The 19,248-nt window shown below is 41.0% G+C and carries 18 protein-coding genes; 3 read left to right on the top strand and 15 right to left on the bottom strand.

The window, feature by feature from the left end:
• Window positions 1-114: 114 nt before the first annotated feature.
• From JKG64_RS04230 to JKG64_RS04255, 6 genes are all read right to left on the bottom strand, one after another.
• Window positions 115-2,328, bottom strand: a complete 2,214-nt coding sequence (locus JKG64_RS04230; protein WP_210353085.1) for an NADP-dependent isocitrate dehydrogenase — start codon at window positions 2,326-2,328, stop codon at window positions 115-117.
• A 119-nt stretch (window positions 2,329-2,447) separates the two neighbouring features.
• Entirely contained in the window at window positions 2,448-3,524 is a 1,077-nt protein-coding gene (locus tag JKG64_RS04235; RefSeq protein WP_210353086.1) for an agmatinase family protein, read from the bottom strand.
• Between the two features lie 99 nt (window positions 3,525-3,623).
• Window positions 3,624-4,427, bottom strand: a complete 804-nt coding sequence (locus JKG64_RS04240; protein ID WP_210353087.1) for a M48 family metallopeptidase — start codon at window positions 4,425-4,427, stop codon at window positions 3,624-3,626.
• Window positions 4,428-4,502: 75 nt separating this feature from the next.
• Window positions 4,503-5,150: a glycerol-3-phosphate 1-O-acyltransferase PlsY gene (gene plsY / locus JKG64_RS04245; protein WP_210353088.1), complete on the bottom strand. Its 648-nt coding sequence runs from the start codon at window positions 5,148-5,150 to the stop codon at window positions 4,503-4,505.
• Window positions 5,151-5,159: 9 nt separating this feature from the next.
• Entirely contained in the window at window positions 5,160-6,017 is an 858-nt protein-coding gene (gene nadC / locus JKG64_RS04250) for a carboxylating nicotinate-nucleotide diphosphorylase (RefSeq protein WP_210353089.1), read from the bottom strand.
• A gap of 80 nt (window positions 6,018-6,097) precedes the next feature.
• A complete protein-coding gene (locus JKG64_RS04255) occupies window positions 6,098-6,487 on the bottom strand; it encodes a DUF4783 domain-containing protein (protein ID WP_210353090.1) in 390 nt (129 codons plus the stop codon).
• A gap of 126 nt (window positions 6,488-6,613) precedes the next feature.
• On the opposite strand from JKG64_RS04255, the gene gpmI reads away from it, so the two are divergent.
• Together gpmI and JKG64_RS04265 are read left to right on the top strand one after the other, a co-directional pair.
• Window positions 6,614-8,152: a 2,3-bisphosphoglycerate-independent phosphoglycerate mutase gene (gene gpmI, locus JKG64_RS04260; protein WP_210353091.1), complete on the top strand. Its 1,539-nt coding sequence runs from the start codon at window positions 6,614-6,616 to the stop codon at window positions 8,150-8,152.
• Window positions 8,136-8,705, top strand: a complete 570-nt coding sequence (locus JKG64_RS04265; RefSeq protein ID WP_210353092.1) for a hypothetical protein — start codon at window positions 8,136-8,138, stop codon at window positions 8,703-8,705. The genes gpmI and JKG64_RS04265 overlap by 17 nt, the downstream gene beginning before the upstream one ends.
• 48 nt (window positions 8,706-8,753) lie before the next feature.
• Here JKG64_RS04265 and JKG64_RS04270 read toward each other — a convergent pair whose 3' ends face one another.
• Genes JKG64_RS04270 through JKG64_RS04280 form a run of 3 tightly spaced genes read right to left on the bottom strand, consistent with a single transcriptional unit; the run spans window position 8,754 to window position 11,017 of the window.
• The gene (locus tag JKG64_RS04270; protein ID WP_210353093.1) at window positions 8,754-9,518 is read right to left on the bottom strand and encodes a TerC family protein; all 765 of its coding nucleotides are present in this window, start codon (window positions 9,516-9,518) and stop codon (window positions 8,754-8,756) included.
• Window positions 9,519-9,566: 48 nt separating this feature from the next.
• Complete coding sequence (locus JKG64_RS04275) at window positions 9,567-10,094, bottom strand: adenine phosphoribosyltransferase (protein WP_210353094.1); 528 nt, start codon at window positions 10,092-10,094, stop codon at window positions 9,567-9,569.
• Window positions 10,095-10,099: 5 nt separating this feature from the next.
• The gene (locus JKG64_RS04280; protein WP_210353095.1) at window positions 10,100-11,017 is read right to left on the bottom strand and encodes a ComEA family DNA-binding protein; all 918 of its coding nucleotides are present in this window, start codon (window positions 11,015-11,017) and stop codon (window positions 10,100-10,102) included.
• A gap of 81 nt (window positions 11,018-11,098) precedes the next feature.
• Here JKG64_RS04280 and JKG64_RS04285 point away from each other — a divergent pair, with 81 nt between their 5' ends.
• On the top strand, window positions 11,099-11,707 hold the full coding sequence (locus JKG64_RS04285) for a polysaccharide deacetylase family protein (RefSeq protein WP_210353096.1): 609 nt from the start codon (window positions 11,099-11,101) through the stop codon (window positions 11,705-11,707).
• On the opposite strand, the gene JKG64_RS04290 is transcribed toward JKG64_RS04285, so the two are convergent.
• The 6 genes from JKG64_RS04290 to JKG64_RS04315 are packed head-to-tail and all read right to left on the bottom strand — an operon-like array spanning window position 11,704 to window position 19,242.
• Window positions 11,704-12,495: a DUF4249 domain-containing protein gene (locus JKG64_RS04290; protein WP_210353097.1), complete on the bottom strand. Its 792-nt coding sequence runs from the start codon at window positions 12,493-12,495 to the stop codon at window positions 11,704-11,706. The genes JKG64_RS04285 and JKG64_RS04290 overlap by 4 nt on opposite strands.
• Window positions 12,496-12,497: 2 nt before the next feature.
• Window positions 12,498-14,819, bottom strand: coding sequence for a TonB-dependent receptor (locus JKG64_RS04295; protein ID WP_210353098.1), 2,322 nt, complete (start codon window positions 14,817-14,819; stop codon window positions 12,498-12,500).
• Between the two features lie 26 nt (window positions 14,820-14,845).
• Complete coding sequence (locus JKG64_RS04300; protein ID WP_246512473.1) at window positions 14,846-15,661, bottom strand: alpha/beta hydrolase; 816 nt, start codon at window positions 15,659-15,661, stop codon at window positions 14,846-14,848.
• Window positions 15,651-16,505 (bottom strand): hypothetical protein, encoded by an 855-nt coding sequence (locus JKG64_RS04305; protein ID WP_210353099.1) that lies wholly within the window; start codon window positions 16,503-16,505, stop codon window positions 15,651-15,653. The genes JKG64_RS04300 and JKG64_RS04305 overlap by 11 nt, the downstream gene beginning before the upstream one ends.
• Window positions 16,506-16,519: 14 nt before the next feature.
• Window positions 16,520-18,187: a PNGase F N-terminal domain-containing protein gene (locus JKG64_RS04310; protein ID WP_210353100.1), complete on the bottom strand. Its 1,668-nt coding sequence runs from the start codon at window positions 18,185-18,187 to the stop codon at window positions 16,520-16,522.
• An 11-nt stretch (window positions 18,188-18,198) separates the two neighbouring features.
• A complete protein-coding gene (locus JKG64_RS04315; RefSeq protein ID WP_210353101.1) occupies window positions 18,199-19,242 on the bottom strand; it encodes a ferredoxin--NADP reductase in 1,044 nt (347 codons plus the stop codon).
• Between the last annotated feature and the right edge of the window lie 6 nt (window positions 19,243-19,248).

Here is a 19,248-nt window from a genome sequence, read left to right on the forward strand (position 1 = left end):
TTTATATTTTCTATTGAATAAGCCCTACACCGAATGGTTGGGGCTTTTTTGTGCGCAAAAAAAGTCTCTCTATTCCTTAAATAGAGAGACTTGATTATGTTGGATTACAGATTATTAAATTCCGGCAATCGCTGTATTCAATGTCGCTGAAGGACGCATCGCTGTAGAAGCAAGCTCATCATTAGGGAAGTAATATCCTCCAATTTGTTGTGCTTTACCTTGTGCAGCAATCAATTCTTCATTGATTTTAGCTTCATTGGCAGTCAACGTTTGTGCCAATGCTGCAAATTTAGTTGCTAAATCAGCATCTTTAGTTTGTTTTGCCAATTCCTGAGCCCAGTATAATGTCAGGTAGAAATGTGAACCACGGTTGTCTATCTGTCCAACTTTACGTGCCGGAGATTTGTCATTAGCTAAGAATAATGCATTTGCCTCATCCAACGCATCTGCCAACACCTGAGCTTTGCTATTGTTCTGTGTCTGTGCCAAATGCTCGAAAGAAGCCTGTAAAGCCAAGAATTCACCTAATGAATCCCAACGTAAATAACCTTCTTCTAAGAATTGTTCAACGTGCTTAGGAGCGGAACCACCGGCACCTGTTTCAAATAGACCTCCACCATTCATTAAAGGAACGATAGATAACATCTTAGCTGAAGTACCAACTTCTAAGATTGGGAATAAATCGGTAAGGTAATCACGTAAAACATTACCTGTTACGGAGATAGTATCTTCACCTTCACGAATACGGTCTAGTGAGAATTTTGTAGCTTCTACTGGAGACATTACAAATATATCTAAACCATTTGTATCAAAATCGCCTAGGTATTTCTCTACTTTCTTGATAATCTCTCTATCGTGTGCACGAGCTTCATCCAGCCAGAATACTGCTGGCGTAGCTGATAGACGAGCACGGTTAACTGCTAACTTAACCCAGTCTTGAATAGGAGCATCTTTTGTTTGACACATACGGAAGATATCGCCCGCTTCTACAGCCTGGCTCATATATACATCGCCATTAGCATCGACAACACGGATTGTTCCTTTAGCAGTTGCTTGGAACGTCTTGTCATGAGAACCGTATTCTTCTGCTTTCTGTGCCATCAAACCTACGTTTGGAACAGAGCCCATTGTTTTAGGATCTAAAGCACCATTTTCTTTACAGTCTTCGATCATAGCCTCGTATACACCTGCATACGAACGGTCAGGGATCATCGCAATGGTATCACGTTCTGCACCTGCTTTATCCCACATTTTACCACCTATACGGATCATCGCAGGCATAGAAGCATCAACAATCACATCAGAAGGAACATGTAAGTTGGTGATTCCTTTATCAGAATTAACCATAGCCAAATCAGGGCCGTTAGCAATAACAGACTCAATAGCCGCTTTAACTTCACCTTCTTTTTCGTTACCCGCTATTTTAGCGAATACCTCGCCCAAGCCATTATTCTTATTGATACCTAAAGAAGCAAACAACTCACCGTATTTAGCAAATACTTCTTTAAAATATACCTCTACAATAGCACCAAAGATAATAGGGTCTGAGACCTTCATCATGGTAGCTTTTAAGTGTGCTGACAATAAGACTCCAGCTTCTTTCGCTTCTGCAATGGTAGCAGCAACGAAGTCTTTTAATTTAGCAACATTCATTACAGAAGAATCAATAACTTCACCTGCTTTCAATGGAGCTAAGCCTTTCAACTCTTTTACGGATCCGTCTGCGGCGACAAATTCTATTTTATATTGAGTCTCTTTTTCTATAGTCACCGATTGCTCTGTTGCATAGAAATCTCCCTCTGTCATAGAGGCAACTTTAGTTTTGCTATCTGCTGCCCAAGCCCCCATTCGATGTGGGTTTGCCTTCGCATAGTTCTTTACCGCTTTTGGAGCTCTACGGTCCGAGTTTCCTTCTCTCAATACCGGATTCACTGCTGATCCTAAAACCTTAGCATAACTTGCTTTGATTTTCTCTTCATCATCATTAGAAGGGTTGTCTGGGTAATTAGGTATTGCATAGCCTGCAAGCTGTAATTCAGCAATAGCCGCTTTCAGTTGAGGTATAGAAGCCGAAATATTCGGTAACTTAATAATATTCGCGTCAGGTGTCGTAGCTAACTGTCCCAATTCTGCCAAAGCATCTACAGTCTGTTGCTCTGGTTTCAAATACGAATTAAAATTGGCAAGAATACGTCCAGCCAATGAAATATCTCTCAACTCAACGTCAATATCAGCAGTTTTTGCAAATGCTTGTACAATCGGTAAAAAGGAATAAGTTGCCAATAGTGGCGCCTCATCTGTTTTGGTGTAAATAATCTTAGAAGACATAGTTTCTGTTGAAGTATTATTAATTTTTCGTTTTAAGAGTCTGAATATTGAAATATTTAGTGAATATTTTCAAAACTCGCCTAAAGATAACAAAATCAAAGGTAAATACGCATAAAAGCCTAAAATATGACTTTGTTTCCAACTGCCAGGCCGTTGTTTTTTGCCAACACGCCACACATATGGAACAATAAGCGCGCACCTACATTACCATCCCATTCATCCTCACCTGGAGCGACTTCAACCAAGTCCATACCTATGATCTTCTTGTTGGATTCAGCAAGACGGCTTAATGCATACACAGCCTGTTCATAAGAGAGTCCACCCGGTACAGGTGTCCCTGTATTTGGACAGTACCATTGATAAAGGGCATCAATGTCAAAACTTACGGCTACATTGTCCGGCAATAAAGCGATGGCTTCGTCGACCTGCTCTTGCCAGGTCTTGCCCTCGAATTGTCCTTTTTTCAAATCAGCATCGGTAAAGACTTTCACTTTATCCGAACCTTTGACAACCGCCACTTCTTGCTCACAGAAATCACGGATCCCAACCTGGACCAATTTAGATACCTCTGGCAGTTGTATAGCATTGTACATAATGGAAGCATGTGAGTAGGTAAAACCTTCATATGCAATGCGCAAATCCATGTGCGCGTCAAAATGAAATATACCAAAACTTCCATAAATCGACGCTAAGGCTTGATAATATCCATAAGGTGTAGAATGATCTCCACCCAATAAGATAACCTTCTTGCCTTTATTTATCCATGAAGTAACAAGCTCCTTAAGCTCGGCATTGAGTACTGCGGAAGCTTCGTTTATTTTAGCTAAGTCTGCTTTTAAAGTGGGATTATCGTCCACAACCTCCCCATTCTCCAAGGCTTCGATAATCGGCTGAGCCATCTCCTTATACAAGGCACTATTTGTTTTCCAATGTGCTGGCCCTTCGTCTAGATAGATCCCCAATTTCCACAACTCTGGAAATTCCTGATGCAATAGGTCCACCTGAAATGAAGCATCCAGTATGGCTTCTGGCCCTTCAGAAGCTCCCGCACCATAACTTACTGTTACTTCCCAAGGCACGGAAACAATAATAATTTCACTCTCCTCTGCCGAAAAAGGCAATCCATAAATACTTGCATCTGCTAATCCCGGTTGAGAGGGGTCAAAAGTTGCAATCTTATCTTCTTTTGTTGACATAAATAGCATTTTTTAATACGTGTCGCAAAGATACTATTTCTATAAAAATAAAACAGCAACCATTTACCTGGTTGCTGTTTCTATAGCTTTTGCGAAAGTTTATTTTTTGTAATACTTCATCGCTTCAGGTATTAGACTCTGGAGCTGTGTGATTCTTCTTGCATCACTAGGGTGCGTACTCGTCCACTCTGCCGGTTGATTTCCAGACTTGGCGCCTGCCATACGCTCCCAAAACTTAACCGCCTGATTGGGGTCGTATCCTGCCATCGCCATGATGATCAATCCTGCTCTATCTGCCGCTAATTCGTCATCTCTAGAGAATTTTAACATACCTATAGGCGCTCCGATTCCATAAGTCAGATTAAGCGCGTCGAGCCATTTATTATCTGTAGTAGCAGAAGCCACACCGATTATCTGTCCAATACCCTGAGCTGCGATTTTGTTAGAAACCTGTGCCACAGAGTGTTCTTCAATAGCATGAGCAATTTCATGTCCCATCACTGTTGCCAAACCGGCATCCGTACCTGTAAATGGTAGAATCCCTGTGAATACAGCTACCTTACCACCGGGCATACACCAAGCGTTCACTTCATCATTCTGAATCAAATTAAATTCCCAATTGAAGTTATAGCGATCTGCCATCCCCCTTTCCTTAAGAAAGCGCATAGTAGCTGCCGCAATATCGTTACCTACGCGTTTTACAGCGGTAGCATTAGCTGTCCCTGTGACGACTTTGGTACTAGAATTGGACAAAAACTCCTTATAAGCCAAGGCTGCTTGGTCATTTATTGTACTACTATCCACTAATTTAAGATATTTTCTACCCGTGATTGCTGAAGTAGCACAACCAGCGAATGTTGCTCCAATCAACAAAATCGCCGTGTATTTAAATAGCTTTTTCATCTGTATAAACTTATTATTTGATATTGACTCTCTCTACTAGATTTTTTAAAACAAACCGTATGCCTAAAAGTTTAATTACTCCTTCTTTTTCCTGAACAAATAAATCTTGGATTCATGTCCTTTTAGCAGGCGTTCGATATTCTTCTGGTGTGTTATCAATATTAAAGCACATATCGCGATAGCATACAGCATAATTGAGGGCACTGTAGTTTTAAATATTAATGCCAGACTTATCGGAAAAGTAAATCCAGCAGAAATCGAACTTAGCGAAACATAATGTGTAATGAGCAGACATAAGATAAATACCGACACACAGCACAGCGCCGCTGGCCAATGTATAGCGAGCACCATCCCAAACAAGGTCGCTACACCTTTGCCTCCTCTAAACCCAGCAAATAAAGGGAATAAATGCCCCAGAACAGCAATTACCCCAAGAGCTAATTGAAAATTGACAAAATGCGGTGACTTATAATCTCCTACGATTGTTGTATCCAATAGGTAAGGTAGATTTGTCGCCGTCCAACCTTTAAAAATATCTACAAACATAACGATAGCACCGGCTTTCTTTCCCAATACACGAAATGTATTGGTCGCTCCAGCATTGCCACTACCGTACTCCCTAACATCTACCCCATAAAAAGCCTGACCAAACCATACAGCTGTAGGTATGGAACCAAATAAATAGGCAAGAATTACTATACTTACTAAGTAAATCGAAATCATTAAATCCTATTAAATAAGTTTAGCTTTTAAACTCAAATCAAGACTCTTAACAGAGTGCGTCAATGCACCTACAGATATAAAGTCTACCCCTGTCACTGCATATGAACGGATCGTATCCAAGGTAATTCCACCGGATGCTTCGGTTATCAGTCGTCCATCCACTAGTTCTACGGCTTTGCGTACGTCATCAGGCACAAAATTATCGAACATCACACGGTCTACACCAGTACATTGGAGAAGTTCCTTCAATTCTTCAAAACTACGGACCTCTACTTCTATCTGAATATCTATACCAGTACGCTTTTTGTATTCCACCGCATTATTCACTGCGGCAGACACACTACCTGCATAATCGACATGATTATCCTTAATCAATATCATATCATATAGTCCGAACCGATGGTTCACTCCACCTCCTATTACAACAGCTCTCTTCTCTAAAAACCGAAGCAAAGGCGTTGTCTTTCTCGTATCTAAAACATGTGCATTGGTACCTTCTAGTTCCTTGACATACTCGGCTGTTCGAGTAGCAATGCCGGACATACGCTGCATCACATTCAATACCAGACGCTCAGCCTTTAGAATAGAATGAATCTTACCTTTGGCTATCAATACAATATCTCCAACTTCTACTTGTTTTCCATCTTCAATAAAGACTTCAACCTGTAGTGAAGAATCGACCTGACGTAATATCTCTACTCCTACCTCTACGCCAGCCAAGATACCCTTCTCCTTTACCAACAATTTTGCTTCACCCAGTTTATCCTCTGGCAATGCCGCCAAAGAAGTATGGTCTCCATCTCTAACATCTTCCTGCAAAGCCTGTTGAACAAAATCGCTCAACTCTTTCTTATACTCTTGATCCATTTAATTAGCGTCAAATATTAAGCTAAGATGAATAAAATAAATTTATTCTAAAAAATAATTGTGTTTTAACTCCTCCTCTATTACTCTATACGCAGCTCTGATATCGATGCAGCTCCCTTCAACTCAATCACTTTGACTAAAACACGAAAATTTCGTTTTGTAGTTTTAATACTATAAATAAAATAACGATTGGACGGGCTGTTGCCTGCGGCTGTGACACGCTTTACCTCCGTAATCTTGTGCTGTCTAAAAAAATCAGACAGCAGTAATTCCCCTTGAAACCTTGTGACCACCTGCTCCTCCCGATTAATCGAAAGCGTGATGGATGATGAAAAACTCTTTGTCAAAGCTTTTGCATTATTACTTTTTAGTGCTTGAATGACGATGCTATTGATATCGGTTGCCTGAAACGCGCACAACAGTACAAACACAGGAATAGCACTAAAAATAGATTTCTTGGTCAGCATCATCTATAGCTAATAAAGTATAATAACACGGTTTAAAAGGCTAAGTACTCAACCAAAACTATGCCACAATTACGACGTTTAAAGCAGGTTTAATCAAAATTTTGTCTTTTAAAATTATTATATTTGTGTGTGAACAATTCAAATCAAAAGAAAGTAGCCTTACTCATCCTGGATGGATTAGGGTATGGCAAAGAAGATAATTCAAACGCAGTCCGTGCCGCACAGATACCTTTTCTAGACAAATTGCTGTCGACCTACCCGAACTCTAAACTCGAAGCATCGGGCGAATCCGTAGGCCTCCCTGATGGCCAAATGGGTAATTCTGAAGTAGGTCATATGAACCTTGGCGCAGGTCGCGTAGTGTATCAAGAACTAGGCCGTATCAATAAGGCTGCACGTGAAGGGGATTTTAACAGTGACCCTACCATACAGAAAGCATTTGAATATGCCCGTACAAATAACAAAAAGGTACACTTTATAGGACTGCTATCCGACGGTGGTGTGCATGCGCATATCGACCATCTCAAAGCCTTGTGTGATGCGGCGCAGACATTTGGCCTATCAAACGACAATGTATTCATACATGCCTTTATGGATGGCCGTGATACCGATCCTAATGGAGGTGTCGGCTATCTACAGGATTTGCAAGCGCATCTCGCACATTCCTGCGGAAAAATCGCATCTGCCATCGGACGATACTATGCGATGGATAGAGACAATCGCTGGGAGCGCGTACAACAAGCTTACAACCTACTCACCCAAGGTACAGGTGCACACACAACAGATATTATCGCTGCCGTACAGCACTCGTATGCAGAGGGAATCACAGATGAGTTTATCAAGCCTATTGTTATGGTGGATGGCAATAACTTGCCTGTAGCCACTATTACTGATGGTGATGTTGTTATCTGTTTCAACTTTAGAACAGACCGTGGACGTGAGATATCTATAGCGCTCACACAAGAAGCTTTCCCTGCTTATAATATGGTTCCTTTGAATCTCTATTATGTGACAATGACGGCCTACGATGAGACTTTCAAAAATGTACACGTCGTATTTGAAAAAGATAATCTCTCGCAAACGCTTGGCGAAGCACTCGCAGCGCAAGGAAAAACTCAGGTTCGCATAGCGGAAACCGAAAAGTACCCACACGTTACATTCTTCTTTTCAGGAGGACGGGAGAAGGAATTCGAGGGCGAGCGTCGTCTATTGATACCTTCGCCAAAAGTGGCGACATACGATCTACAGCCGGAGATGAGTGCCGTTGGAATCACGCAAGCTATCTCTGAGGATATCAGAAATAACCAACCTGATTTTATCTGTCTCAACTTTGCCAATCCGGATATGGTAGGACATACGGGGGTATTTGATGCTGTAGTTAAAGCAGTAGAGACTGTAGACCGCTGTACGCAACAGGTGGTAGAGACAGGCCTCGCTTATGGCTATTCTTTCATCATATTGGCCGATCACGGTAACTCCGAGTTTATGGTCAATGATGATGGTTCGCCCAACACTGCTCACACCACCAATCTCGTGCCTTGTATATTGATTGATAAAGACTATACGCATATCAAAGACGGTAAACTTGGCGATGTAGCTCCTACAGTCTTAAAATTATTAGGGTTAAACATTCCAACAGAAATGACTGGCGATGTCTTGGTATACTAATTATCAGAAAAAAAGAAACACCATTACACTGGGACTTCTTGGTCTTGGTGTAATGCTTAGTTTCTCCTGTGAATCATCTTCAGCGGAAAAAAAAGGCAATCTGACTACGTCAGAGTTTGATGTACCTTCTTTTTTCCAGAAAGAAATAGTATTGCTGAACACGACAAAGCCCAAGATAAAAAAGACGGTACTCAAGGATAGCATATTCGAAACCAAAGAGCTAGTCATCGCGGATTGGAACAAAGAGTTAACCAGCTTTCTAGCTGTAGACCTTAACAAAGCAGCCTATCGGGGTACCTTTCAAAAGGACAGCACAGGCAATACGGTTGTCTATACCTTTACAGATTCTACCGTTGATTTGTCATCGCTCAAAATTGTATATGTAGATAATATCCCTACTGAATTCAGTATTAAAAAATCGACACAAAATCTGTTGTACAATACTTCAGAAAACCTGGAATACATCAAAGGTAAAAGCTATACTATAGATAAACTACAGTCTGTGTATATGTTGGGAGCCCAACATTATAGAATTACAGGTATATTAGAATAGTCATATTTCATTTAAAAAGGCCGGTCTTTGCAGACCGGCCTTTTTAAATTATCCATTTTCCTTTTTCTTTAGTGCCTTTTTCTGGGACTTGATATTGAGATACTCTACCAGTACTGAAAACGCCATCGCAAAGTAAATATATCCTTTTGGAATATGCTGATCAAAAGCTTCAGCCGTAAGTGAGACCCCAATCAATAATAAAAATGCTAAAGCCAGCATCTTCACCGATGGATAGTCATTTACAAATTTGCTAATCGATTCTGCCGACAACAACATGATACCTACAGCTACGACAACCGAAGCAATCATTACTCCTATCTGATCAACCATACCTACCGCAGTAATAACCGAGTCTAATGAGAATACCAAATCCAAAATGAGTATCTGTATGATAATCGAAGAAAAAGAGACGACTTTTTTAGTTGTCGATGTAGCCTCAACCTCTCCTTCTACTTTATGGTGTATTTCGGTAGTACTTTTATAAATCAAAAACAAACCTCCAATAAAAAGAATCAAATCACGTCCCGAAAGCACAAAATATCGTGCATACTTCTCGTTATGCCAGTCAAACCATTCGGAGAGATTAATAAGTGGCGCGGTAAGTCCCATGACCCATTTAATCGAGAACAGGAGTAGCACACGCATGACCAATGCCAACAAAAGACCGATCTGTCTCGCTTTCTTTTGCTGTTCGACTGGCAGTTTAGCGCTTTGGATAGATATAAAGACTATATTATCTATACCGAGTACGATCTCCAGTACAGTTAATGTTAAAAAAGAAATCCAGATTTGTGGGTCAGTGATCCATTCCATATATTATATTTTTTTAAACCGTAAAAATAAAAAATAGAACGAATAATCCTAATACCTCACCAAAGAAATAATATTGTCACTAAAACGGGTTAGCCGGCCTTCGCCTTTGAGAAAATCCAAACTTATGATAAACGAAAACCCAACCACCACACCACCTAGCTTTTCAATGAGCTTAGCACTTGCTACAACGGTACCTCCTGTCGCAAGCAAATCATCATGTACTAACACTTTCGCACCTGTTTCTATAGCATCCTCATGCACTTCAATTGTAGCTTGGCCGTATTCCAATTTATACGATTCCGATATGGTTTTATAGGGCAACCTTCCTTGCTTTCTGATTGGGACGAATGGAATACCCAATCTTGTTGCCAACATCAATCCGAACAAAAAACCTCGGCTCTCCACCCCCGCTATCACATCAATCTCTATCCCTTCTAGCTTCTCGACCAAATCGTCTACAATTTCCAGACAGAGGCTGGCATCTTTCAACACGGGAGTAATATCTTTAAATACAACTCCAGGAGTTGGGAAATCAGGAATATCGCGAATGACTGTCCGTAGTTTATGTTCTAACATTTTATTTAAAATTCTAAATACGGTTCAATTTTACGCAAAAAATCTCTATCCAACAGCTCAATTCCTGTTAAACTTTCTAAATTCTTATAAGCTCCGTGCTGTGTTCGGTAATTCACTATCCACTGCGCCTGTTTTTTAGAGATGTAGGGATGTTTTGCCAACTCATCGATAGTGCAGCTATTTATCATTATTTTCCGCACAGCCGTAGCAGGCGCAAGATATAACTGCCCTTCAATAGCATCATAGGTCTCTGGAGGTACCCCATACACTTCTGCTACCTGCTTTATACTACTGAAACCACCTAGCGCATACCGGTAATTGAGAATACGTTTGGCAAAGACAGGACCTATACCTCGCAAGGCAACCCAATCTGTACTATCTGCAGTCGCGATATCAATCAGCGGTAGGTTCTTTCCAGTAGCTTTCGCTCCATCCTCTGCTTTCTCTATTTTTGCCTCTTGCGCAGACATTACCCTGCTTTTATCTATCAGCCTGCTTTTATCAATCTGTATATAAGGTGCCAATCGTTCGTATTGGGATCTCGAGATGGTATACATCTTGGCCAGGTCCTCCTTACTTAAAAACCTTCCACCTTTCGCTTCGTAGTTTTTGATCACCTGCGCTTGCTTACTTGATAGTCCTAGGCGTACCCATTCTTCTATAGACAGACCGTTAGGGTCAAAAGCAGTGATTGGAAGAAGCTTCTTATTAGGTCCTACATTCGTTTTTCTTTTCTCAAAACCGTCAACACCCTGTCTATCATCCTGCTCTAAGAAGACCAGTTCATAATCAAGCGGTTCCTCCTTCCGAATCGCATCGTACAGATAAGGTACTCCCAGTTGACACAGAACAAGCACGCTGAGCATTATAAAACCGCGCTGCTCAGCCAGAGAAAGCTCAAAATATTTAAAAAACTTCTTCATAAACAGTCCCTGTTCTTATATTTGAAGCTACTAGGTTAATAATCTTTACTTAAATTTGGTAAATTAATACTGGAATCTGAAATGTATTTTGTCAATGCACCTTTTTTTCTGCGCTGGATGTATCCTTCCGTAACCTGGAACCGGTCCCGTCTAGATAAAAAGATATACTTAACCTTCGATGATGGCCCCATTCCTGAGATTACGCCCTGGATTTTGGACGTATTGAAAGAATATCAGGTTAAGGCTACTTTTTTCTGTGTGGGCGCCAATATTGTTAAGCACCCTGATATCTTTCAGCGACTCCTGCGGGAGGGGCATCGCATTGGCAATCACACTTACAATCACCTTAAAGGCTGGGATACTCCCGATGATAGCTATATGGAGAATGTTCGCTTATGTCAGACCCACACGCAGACTAATCTTTTCAGACCTCCCTATGCCCGCGCAAAAAAATCACAAATCAATATCTTAAAAAAAGACTTTGAGCTCATCTATTGGGACGTCCTATCAGGCGATTTTGACCTAAATCTTAGTCCGGAGAAGTGTTACAACAATGTTTTAAAGCATACAAAAAATGGCTCTATCATTGTCTTCCATGACAATTTAAAAGCCATTCCTCGCGTGAAATATACATTACCGAAAGTAATAGAACACTTTCTAAAAAAAGGATTTACCTTCGATATACTTTAGTCATCCTCTTTTACTATCCTAACGCCATACTCCTTGGCGCTGCTCACGCTAAAATACCCTAGAGCACCGTTTGATAGATTAGAAGTAGGATTTGCAGGTGCCGCACTACCGGGATTCATCATCTGGATCTGATTCCAGTATGTATAGACCTCTTTAGCCACGCATTGGCGCCGCACGACCACACTATCTCCCAGTTCAATAGAATTATCCCTATCCGTTACCTGATGGGAGACATATAGCCCGTCATTGAATTTATCACTATAAGCACTCGCAAACTTAAACCCCTTCCCATTTATAGCGATATCATATTTATAATAATTGGGAATATCGATAGGATCCTCAAATTTCAAAACCACAGAGTAATACGTCTTACTAAAAACAGTCTCCTCCTTTACAGCGATTGAATCCACCGGTACAAAGGGATTCATTTTGGTTGAAGACTGAAAGGCTTCCTCCCCAACCTTTACCGTTAGATCATAAGACAATCCGACCACTGGCTTAAAGCCTTCCTTTACATAGATACCATCCCCTTTGTCCACAAAATCGAACAATTTCCCTTTGCTGTCCATCACCGTGACCTTCGCGCCAGTAATAGCTTCACTGGATATGGGAGAACTGAAATCAACAGTCCGCGACACCCGGATTACCTGTCTATTACTTAAATCGTTCAAATCTGCCTCGATGACAACCTTAGGATTAGCACTGTTCAAGTCCACCTCTATTAGGTCTTCGCAAGAAACCATTAAAAAGGCAACACTTAATAATATATAGAATCTGAGCAATTTCATAGTTAAAATTTAAAGTTCCAAGTCACCGAAGGGATAGCCCCAAATAATGCGATACGATATGCTTCCGTAATATTTGCATTGTTCTCATTCTCCCTGAAGTCAATAATATAGGCATTCTTTCGATTGTATACATTGTATAGACCAAAAGACCAACTAGAATGAAAGCGCTTGTGGAGTGGCTTAGGTTCGTAAGTAGCTGAAATATCCAAACGATGATAGTTTGGCATCCGATACCCATTTCGCTCCGTATAATAGAACATTGTATTACCATTCACGCTGTATTTGCCACTTGGATAAGTTATAGCATTACCGGTATAGTAAACAAAGTTAGCCCCAAGGCTCCATTTCTTGGTCAGTTCGTACATCGCTACCACAGAGATGTCGTGCGTTCTATCCTGCCGTGCATTAAACCACTTACCATCATTGATCAGATCAAACTGCCGTTCGCTTTTTCCCAACGTATAGCTTATCCATCCATTGAATCTTCCCTGAGTCTTCCGTAACAGCCACTCCAAACCATAGGCTCTGCCTTCTCCAAATAACAACTCTCCTTCTAAGTATTTATTAGCTTGCAGGTCAGCTCCGTTTCTAAAGTCAATCTGATTGCCCATATACTTATAATAGGATTCTACAGATAGCTCATACGCATTATCCGCAAAATTGCGAAAATAACCAACAGCTACCTGATCGGCATATTGTGGCTTAATATTTATGCTACTCAATACAAACTGATCCGTAGGCAGTGATGATGTTGTGTTTGTCAGCTGGTGCAGGTTCTGCACGATCCTATTGTAAGAGAGCTTAATACTATTCTTCGGATTCAGGATAAACGACATTGACAACCGTGGTTCAAGATTCAAGTGATGCTTTATGATAGCGCTACCATACTCCTTACCACCAATCACATCACCGTCTTCATCAAAATCATAGAAGGTTCCAGGTCCCTGAACCATAAAATCGGTAAAACGCAGTCCATAAATCAGCGAAAGCCAGTCAGCAGGCTTCCATTCATGCGAAGCATAAGCCGCGGCTTCGATACCATACCGCTTTTCAATATCAATAGAATTGACCGAAGAATTGTCCCCAGCATCCAGACTTGCAGGGGATATCTTTTGGCGTAGTCCCTGTATACCGAACCGGAAAGTATTCCTATTATTACGGTAGTAAGAAAAATCCTGCTTTAAGTTGAAATTTTCAATTTTAGAAGCAATCTTGAATTTAGTATCGTCGCTCGACACATTCACTTTATAGGTAAAATCGCTATATATCAACGTTGTATTGCTAAACAATTTTTCGCTGAATACGTGATTCCATCGCGCCGTAGCGGTAGCATTGCCCCAATCGAAACTAAAAAGGTCGCCGTAACCTAGATCATCTTTCCCAAAATACCCAGAAACATACAACGTGTTTTTATCATCAAATCTATAATTTGCCTTGGCATTTAGATCATAAAAATATAGCTTGCTTTTTTTTACTTTTTCATCACTGGAAAGCTTCAGGAACAAATCGGCATAAGTCCGTCGTCCGGATAGCATAAACGAACTCTTATCCTTGACAATGGGACCTTCCAGTTTAAGTCTCGATGCGATCAACCCCAGCCCTCCTTCAGCGGCAAATTTCTTATTATTTCCATCCAGCATCCGTATGTCCAACACAGAAGAAGCCCTGCCTCCATACTGAGCCGGTATCCCTCCTTTGTACAGAGCCACATCCTTGATCGCGTCCGAATTAAATGTAGAGAAAAAGCCCATCAGATGCGAGGCATTATACACCGTAGCCTCATCCAACAGGATAAGATTCTGGTCTCCGCCGCCACCCCGTACGTAGAAGTTAGAAGAACCTTCACCACCCTTAGCCACTCCGGGCAACATCTGTATCGTCTTCAATATATCACGTTCACCAAAGAGTACAGGTACATTCTTAACCTCTTCCATGGTAAAATTCAATGCCCCCATCTGGGCATCAGTTACATTATTATTTCGTTTCTTTCCGGATATAACCACCTCTTCTAGCATATTATCCAGCGGTTCCAGTTCGATTGCCAGCCTCTTTTTATTCGAGACATTGACTTTAATAAAAAAAGGTTTGTAACCAACAAATGAGGCAATTATGTCAACCTCATTCTCTAACACATCCATCGAAAAATACCCATAGCTGTTGGTCGCTGTCGATAATTGTGTGTTTTTAACCTGTACCACTGCTCCAATCAAAAGTTCACCTGAAGAGGCGTCTTTTACATAACCGCTAATGGTATTTTTATCTTGACCAAAGGTGTTAAAATAGCTGAATACAACTAGGCTACTAATTAAAAATAGTATACGCATACAAATAGGTAGGAAGAACTAAAGCCTTAATTTCTAAAGAACTGATCAAAAAATGCCATTTGTAATTGGATAGACTGGCTCCAATAATCCCAGTTATGTTTTCCAGGCATAGATACAAAAGTATGGGGTATATTAAGATAAGTCATCTTTTCATGAAGCTTCTGATTCACCGTATAGAAAAAATCATCCGTACCGCAATCCACAAAAAGCTTCAGGCTATTGGGTTTAATCTGATGCAACATCTCCATTACCACATGACTATCCCAAGCTTCTTTGTGTTCTGCATATGTTCCCAATCTTTCGATAATTTCCCAACTATTCGGGAATGGTCTAAAATCAACACCTCCCGCAGTACTCCCCAATGCACCATACACATCCTGATTCCGTATACCGATATAGAATGCCCCATGTCCTCCCATGCTCAATCCAGTGATCGCTCTACTCTCCCTATTTTGGCACACATTGTAATGCGACTCTACATGAGCCACCAGTTCCTTGCCGACAAAGGTCTCATATTGATTATTCTTATCTCCTTCTACATCCCAATACCAACTTCCATATCCACCATCCGGGCAGACCACCATATAATTGTACCGGTCTACCAGTGTTTTGATATAAGGCACCTTATTCACCCAATTAGAATAGTTACCAGAATATCCATGTAGGAGATACAACGTTGGGACTGGCTTTCCCTTCGCATCCGGAGATATGACCACAGTCTTTATCTTCTTCCCCATACTTGCCGAAAAAACTTCTATTGTATCGACCTGAGCAGCTTTCAGTTGTAAGCCTGCAATAAAAAAAGTGGCTACCAGAATGTAGCGGGCAAAATTAATATTCATACGCATAAAGATAAGAATCTAATCCAAAAGGACGTTCAGAAATAGTATAAAAACGACGTTTATTTCGATCGAAACAAATGGCTTCCCCTTGAGGTTCAATTTCATAAGGAGCTAACGTGTAGGGGCGTTTCAATGCAGAAAGTATATCTTGATTTTCGTCCCGCCTCCATAGAAAAATAGAAGTCAGATTTTTAATGGCTATATATCGACCATCCTGCCGTATATCGGCTGCAGTCGCAAAGGTCAGTGGCAACTGCATCAAAGGTGACAGTTCCAACACCGCTCCTAATTTTGCATCAGAGAAGGACATTCTGAACAATGTAGATCTAAAATCCCGTTTCGAAATAATATAAATCATATTGTCAATGGGATCAACAAACAGTGCTTCGGCATCTCTTCTTTTATCTTTATACCTGAACTTAATCTCCATAATATCCTCTCGAGCAACCACATAAGATTTATTCAATTTGTCCAATACCGGCTCCTTAAATAGAAATAGAGATAAAGTATCCCGGTTTCGTAGGTTGTTTCCCATATCTGCCAACAATAGATAAGGCACTCCATCGATCATTAGAGATGCAATATCCTCTGCATCCACCACATTAATTCCCGCAAGATGGACTGTAGCTTTCAGATCGGCTAGGGTATCAATCAAATAAATATTTGCTTTATCGCCACTGTCATTGTGTACCCAAAATAAGTTACTATGCGTGCAAGAAGAAACTATTCCCGACACTTCCGTCAGCTTTGGGCTCTTGAGCTTTCCCATTTTTACCGGCTCCTGAGCTTTAGTGACACCTAGCTCAGATACCAGTGATAGAAGGATTAGCCAAATATATTTCATCCGTATTATTGTCCTTAGTCTTTATCAAATAATAACGCTCCACTTACGTTCCAAAAGCTAATACTATCTCCTTCTTTCGGTCCTTGCGGTATTTTCACGCGGAGGTTGTGTTTACCCGCTTTTAGGTTTCCCAGATCGATAAACAGAGGATACGTGATCGTACCGGGACACCAGTTGGATCGGCTTAGGTCAGAAGACGACAGTCCGTTTTCAAAATTTCCTGACACCGGATTATACAATCTATAGCTTCCACAATCGACACGCCACGGCGTAAATTGAAAAACAGATTGACCGTCCAGATACACCGTATTAGTCTTAGGCACAAATTCATCACCATTCCCCCGTCCGCCATGACCAGTCGTTATATAGCGCAATTTCGCATTCTTAATGTCTTTATCTAAAGTAAACTCAAACTCCAGCCCCTTTTCCTGACCAAACAATGTTGGATATCCCTGTCCTCCCATTTCCATCACATTTGTCGTGTTGAACAGTGCCATCATATCTACGTCCTTTGCATAGTTTGAACCTCCCGGATGTATCGTTAACTCCAGACTCACTTTATGTCCGCCCTTATCATAGTTTCCGATATAAGTGCCAATATAGACTTCTTTGCCACCCATTACCTTCAAAAATTCCGACACATCCTGTCTATAAGTCACACTATCCTGCCAGGTCTTATCTTTCAAAGCCAGACGTCCATTAAAATGCGAAACACCAAAAGGCGTAAAGAAACGCATCAGTTCAAATATTGGCGAATAACCTAACATACGAACCATTCCCAAATAAGACTGCCCATCACCGTTCTCATAAGCAGGCAATGTCTTCATCCCATTTTTCATTCCATCCAAAAAACTTTGACTCTGATCTTCTGCTATCATAAATACAGATCCTGTCCTATCGTAAGCATCTCCGTTAGATTTCTCGACCAGCTCTATAAAAGCCTGACTGTTATCTGATATTTCTGGCACACGGATTCGCTTCATGATTACGGTACCTTCGGCAAACCGCATTACAGAGTCCGATTTGATTCCTGGTTGAAAACATATCTGTTCATTCTTAAAAATAGGAATCTGTACAAAGCGGCTCTTCCACAGTACATCCTTATAGGTCAATTCATCTAACAGCGCGTCGGTCTTCGGAAATTTCAATATTGCGGGCCAGGATTTTATACGTTCTACGCCCGTCGCCACCAGCCCTGAATTTCCATTACGTCTATATTCCATTACCAGCCCTAGATCAAGTCCCATATCATTCGGAGCGGCATTGACTCCCAGATCATTATTGTACCAAAGTTCTATTGCGTTCGAGTTTACCGAAGTTGTTGCTTTACGCACCTCCCTATCCAAAATATTCTTTCTTTCCTCCGTAATAGTATAGCTATAACGTGCGAATGCCTGATCGTCCACTGTTGCTATTTTTTTATCTGCCGATAGTGCAGACTGCTTAATCACTTTCCAATCATCAAAAGCTATGTAAGACTCCTCATAAGGATACCTGGCATTTCCATCCACTACACTTTGCTTAGAGATTATTGTCTTGCCTTTGGAAGCATACACAATTACAGGATCTTGCTTTATCATCGCTCCATCCCTAAAATAATGATAAGTTATTTTGTAGATGTCCTGCCCCATGCCGATCACAACATACAGTTGACATAAAACAATCCAGATTATTCTTTTCATAACTATTCTATTTACAATACTTCGATTATAGTCCCATCTTCAATAGGATGAGATGTACAGATCAGGCAACGTCCATTTCCGACCTCACGATCTGTCAGTATCTCGTTATAATCCATCCTGACAGCACCTTGATGCACCTGAGATATACATGTACTGCACATTCCAGACTTGCAGGAATAAGGCAATTTTAGTTTGTGCTCCAAGCCCACATCCAAGACACTTTTATTATAAGGAATCGTCATCGGATACGATTGTCCATTAAATTTCAAGACAATATCATAAGCTGTCATATCTACTGGTTCTTCCTCTTTTTCATCCTCATCCTCTTCCTCTTCAGGAAAGTGAAATGTTTCCTTCTTAATGGTCTCGTCCGGGAATCCCATTCCCAATAGCGTAAACCGGCAGAGGTCCATGTAGAATAGCGGTCCACAGGTGTAGAACACCGGTTCGACTCCAGTCTCCATATTAGCATTGACCAATTCGATCAGGTATTCCCTGTTCAGTCTCGCTTTTAGGAGATTCTTCTTATTCGACCAAATAAATTCAATCTTCAGCCGATCCGGATATTTTTCCTGCCACTGTAGTAGCTCTTCATAAAACAACGTAGACTCCTTACTGCTGTTGCTGTAGATAAGTACCACTTTACTATTTACTTCGCGGGTCAATGCCGTTTTCAGAATGGAGAATAGCGGCGTCACTCCGACTCCAGCGCCAAACAAAAATACGGTCCTTTGAATATCGGTTTCGGGCTCATACACAAAAAGGCCCTGTGGATCGATGACCTCGATTACATCTCCTACAGCTGTACTATGATGTAACAGGCGCGATATTTCACCATTATCGACTCGCTTTACCGTTACCTCATAAGGTTCATCTACATCAGGTGAGCTACTAAAAGAATATGACCTACGTACTTCCCGCTCGCCAAATTGAAAACAAAGTGTTAAAAATTGTCCCGCCTTATAAGTCGGAAAGGAACCCGAAAGGTCTTGAAAGCGAATAGAAATATTATTATTGGGATGTTTGATAATATCCGATATCCTGAACTTATACATAGTGCT

It is taken from the genome of Sphingobacterium tabacisoli, assembly GCF_017908035.1.
In the GTDB taxonomy this organism is placed as follows: Bacteria; Bacteroidota; Bacteroidia; order Sphingobacteriales; family Sphingobacteriaceae; genus Sphingobacterium; species Sphingobacterium tabacisoli.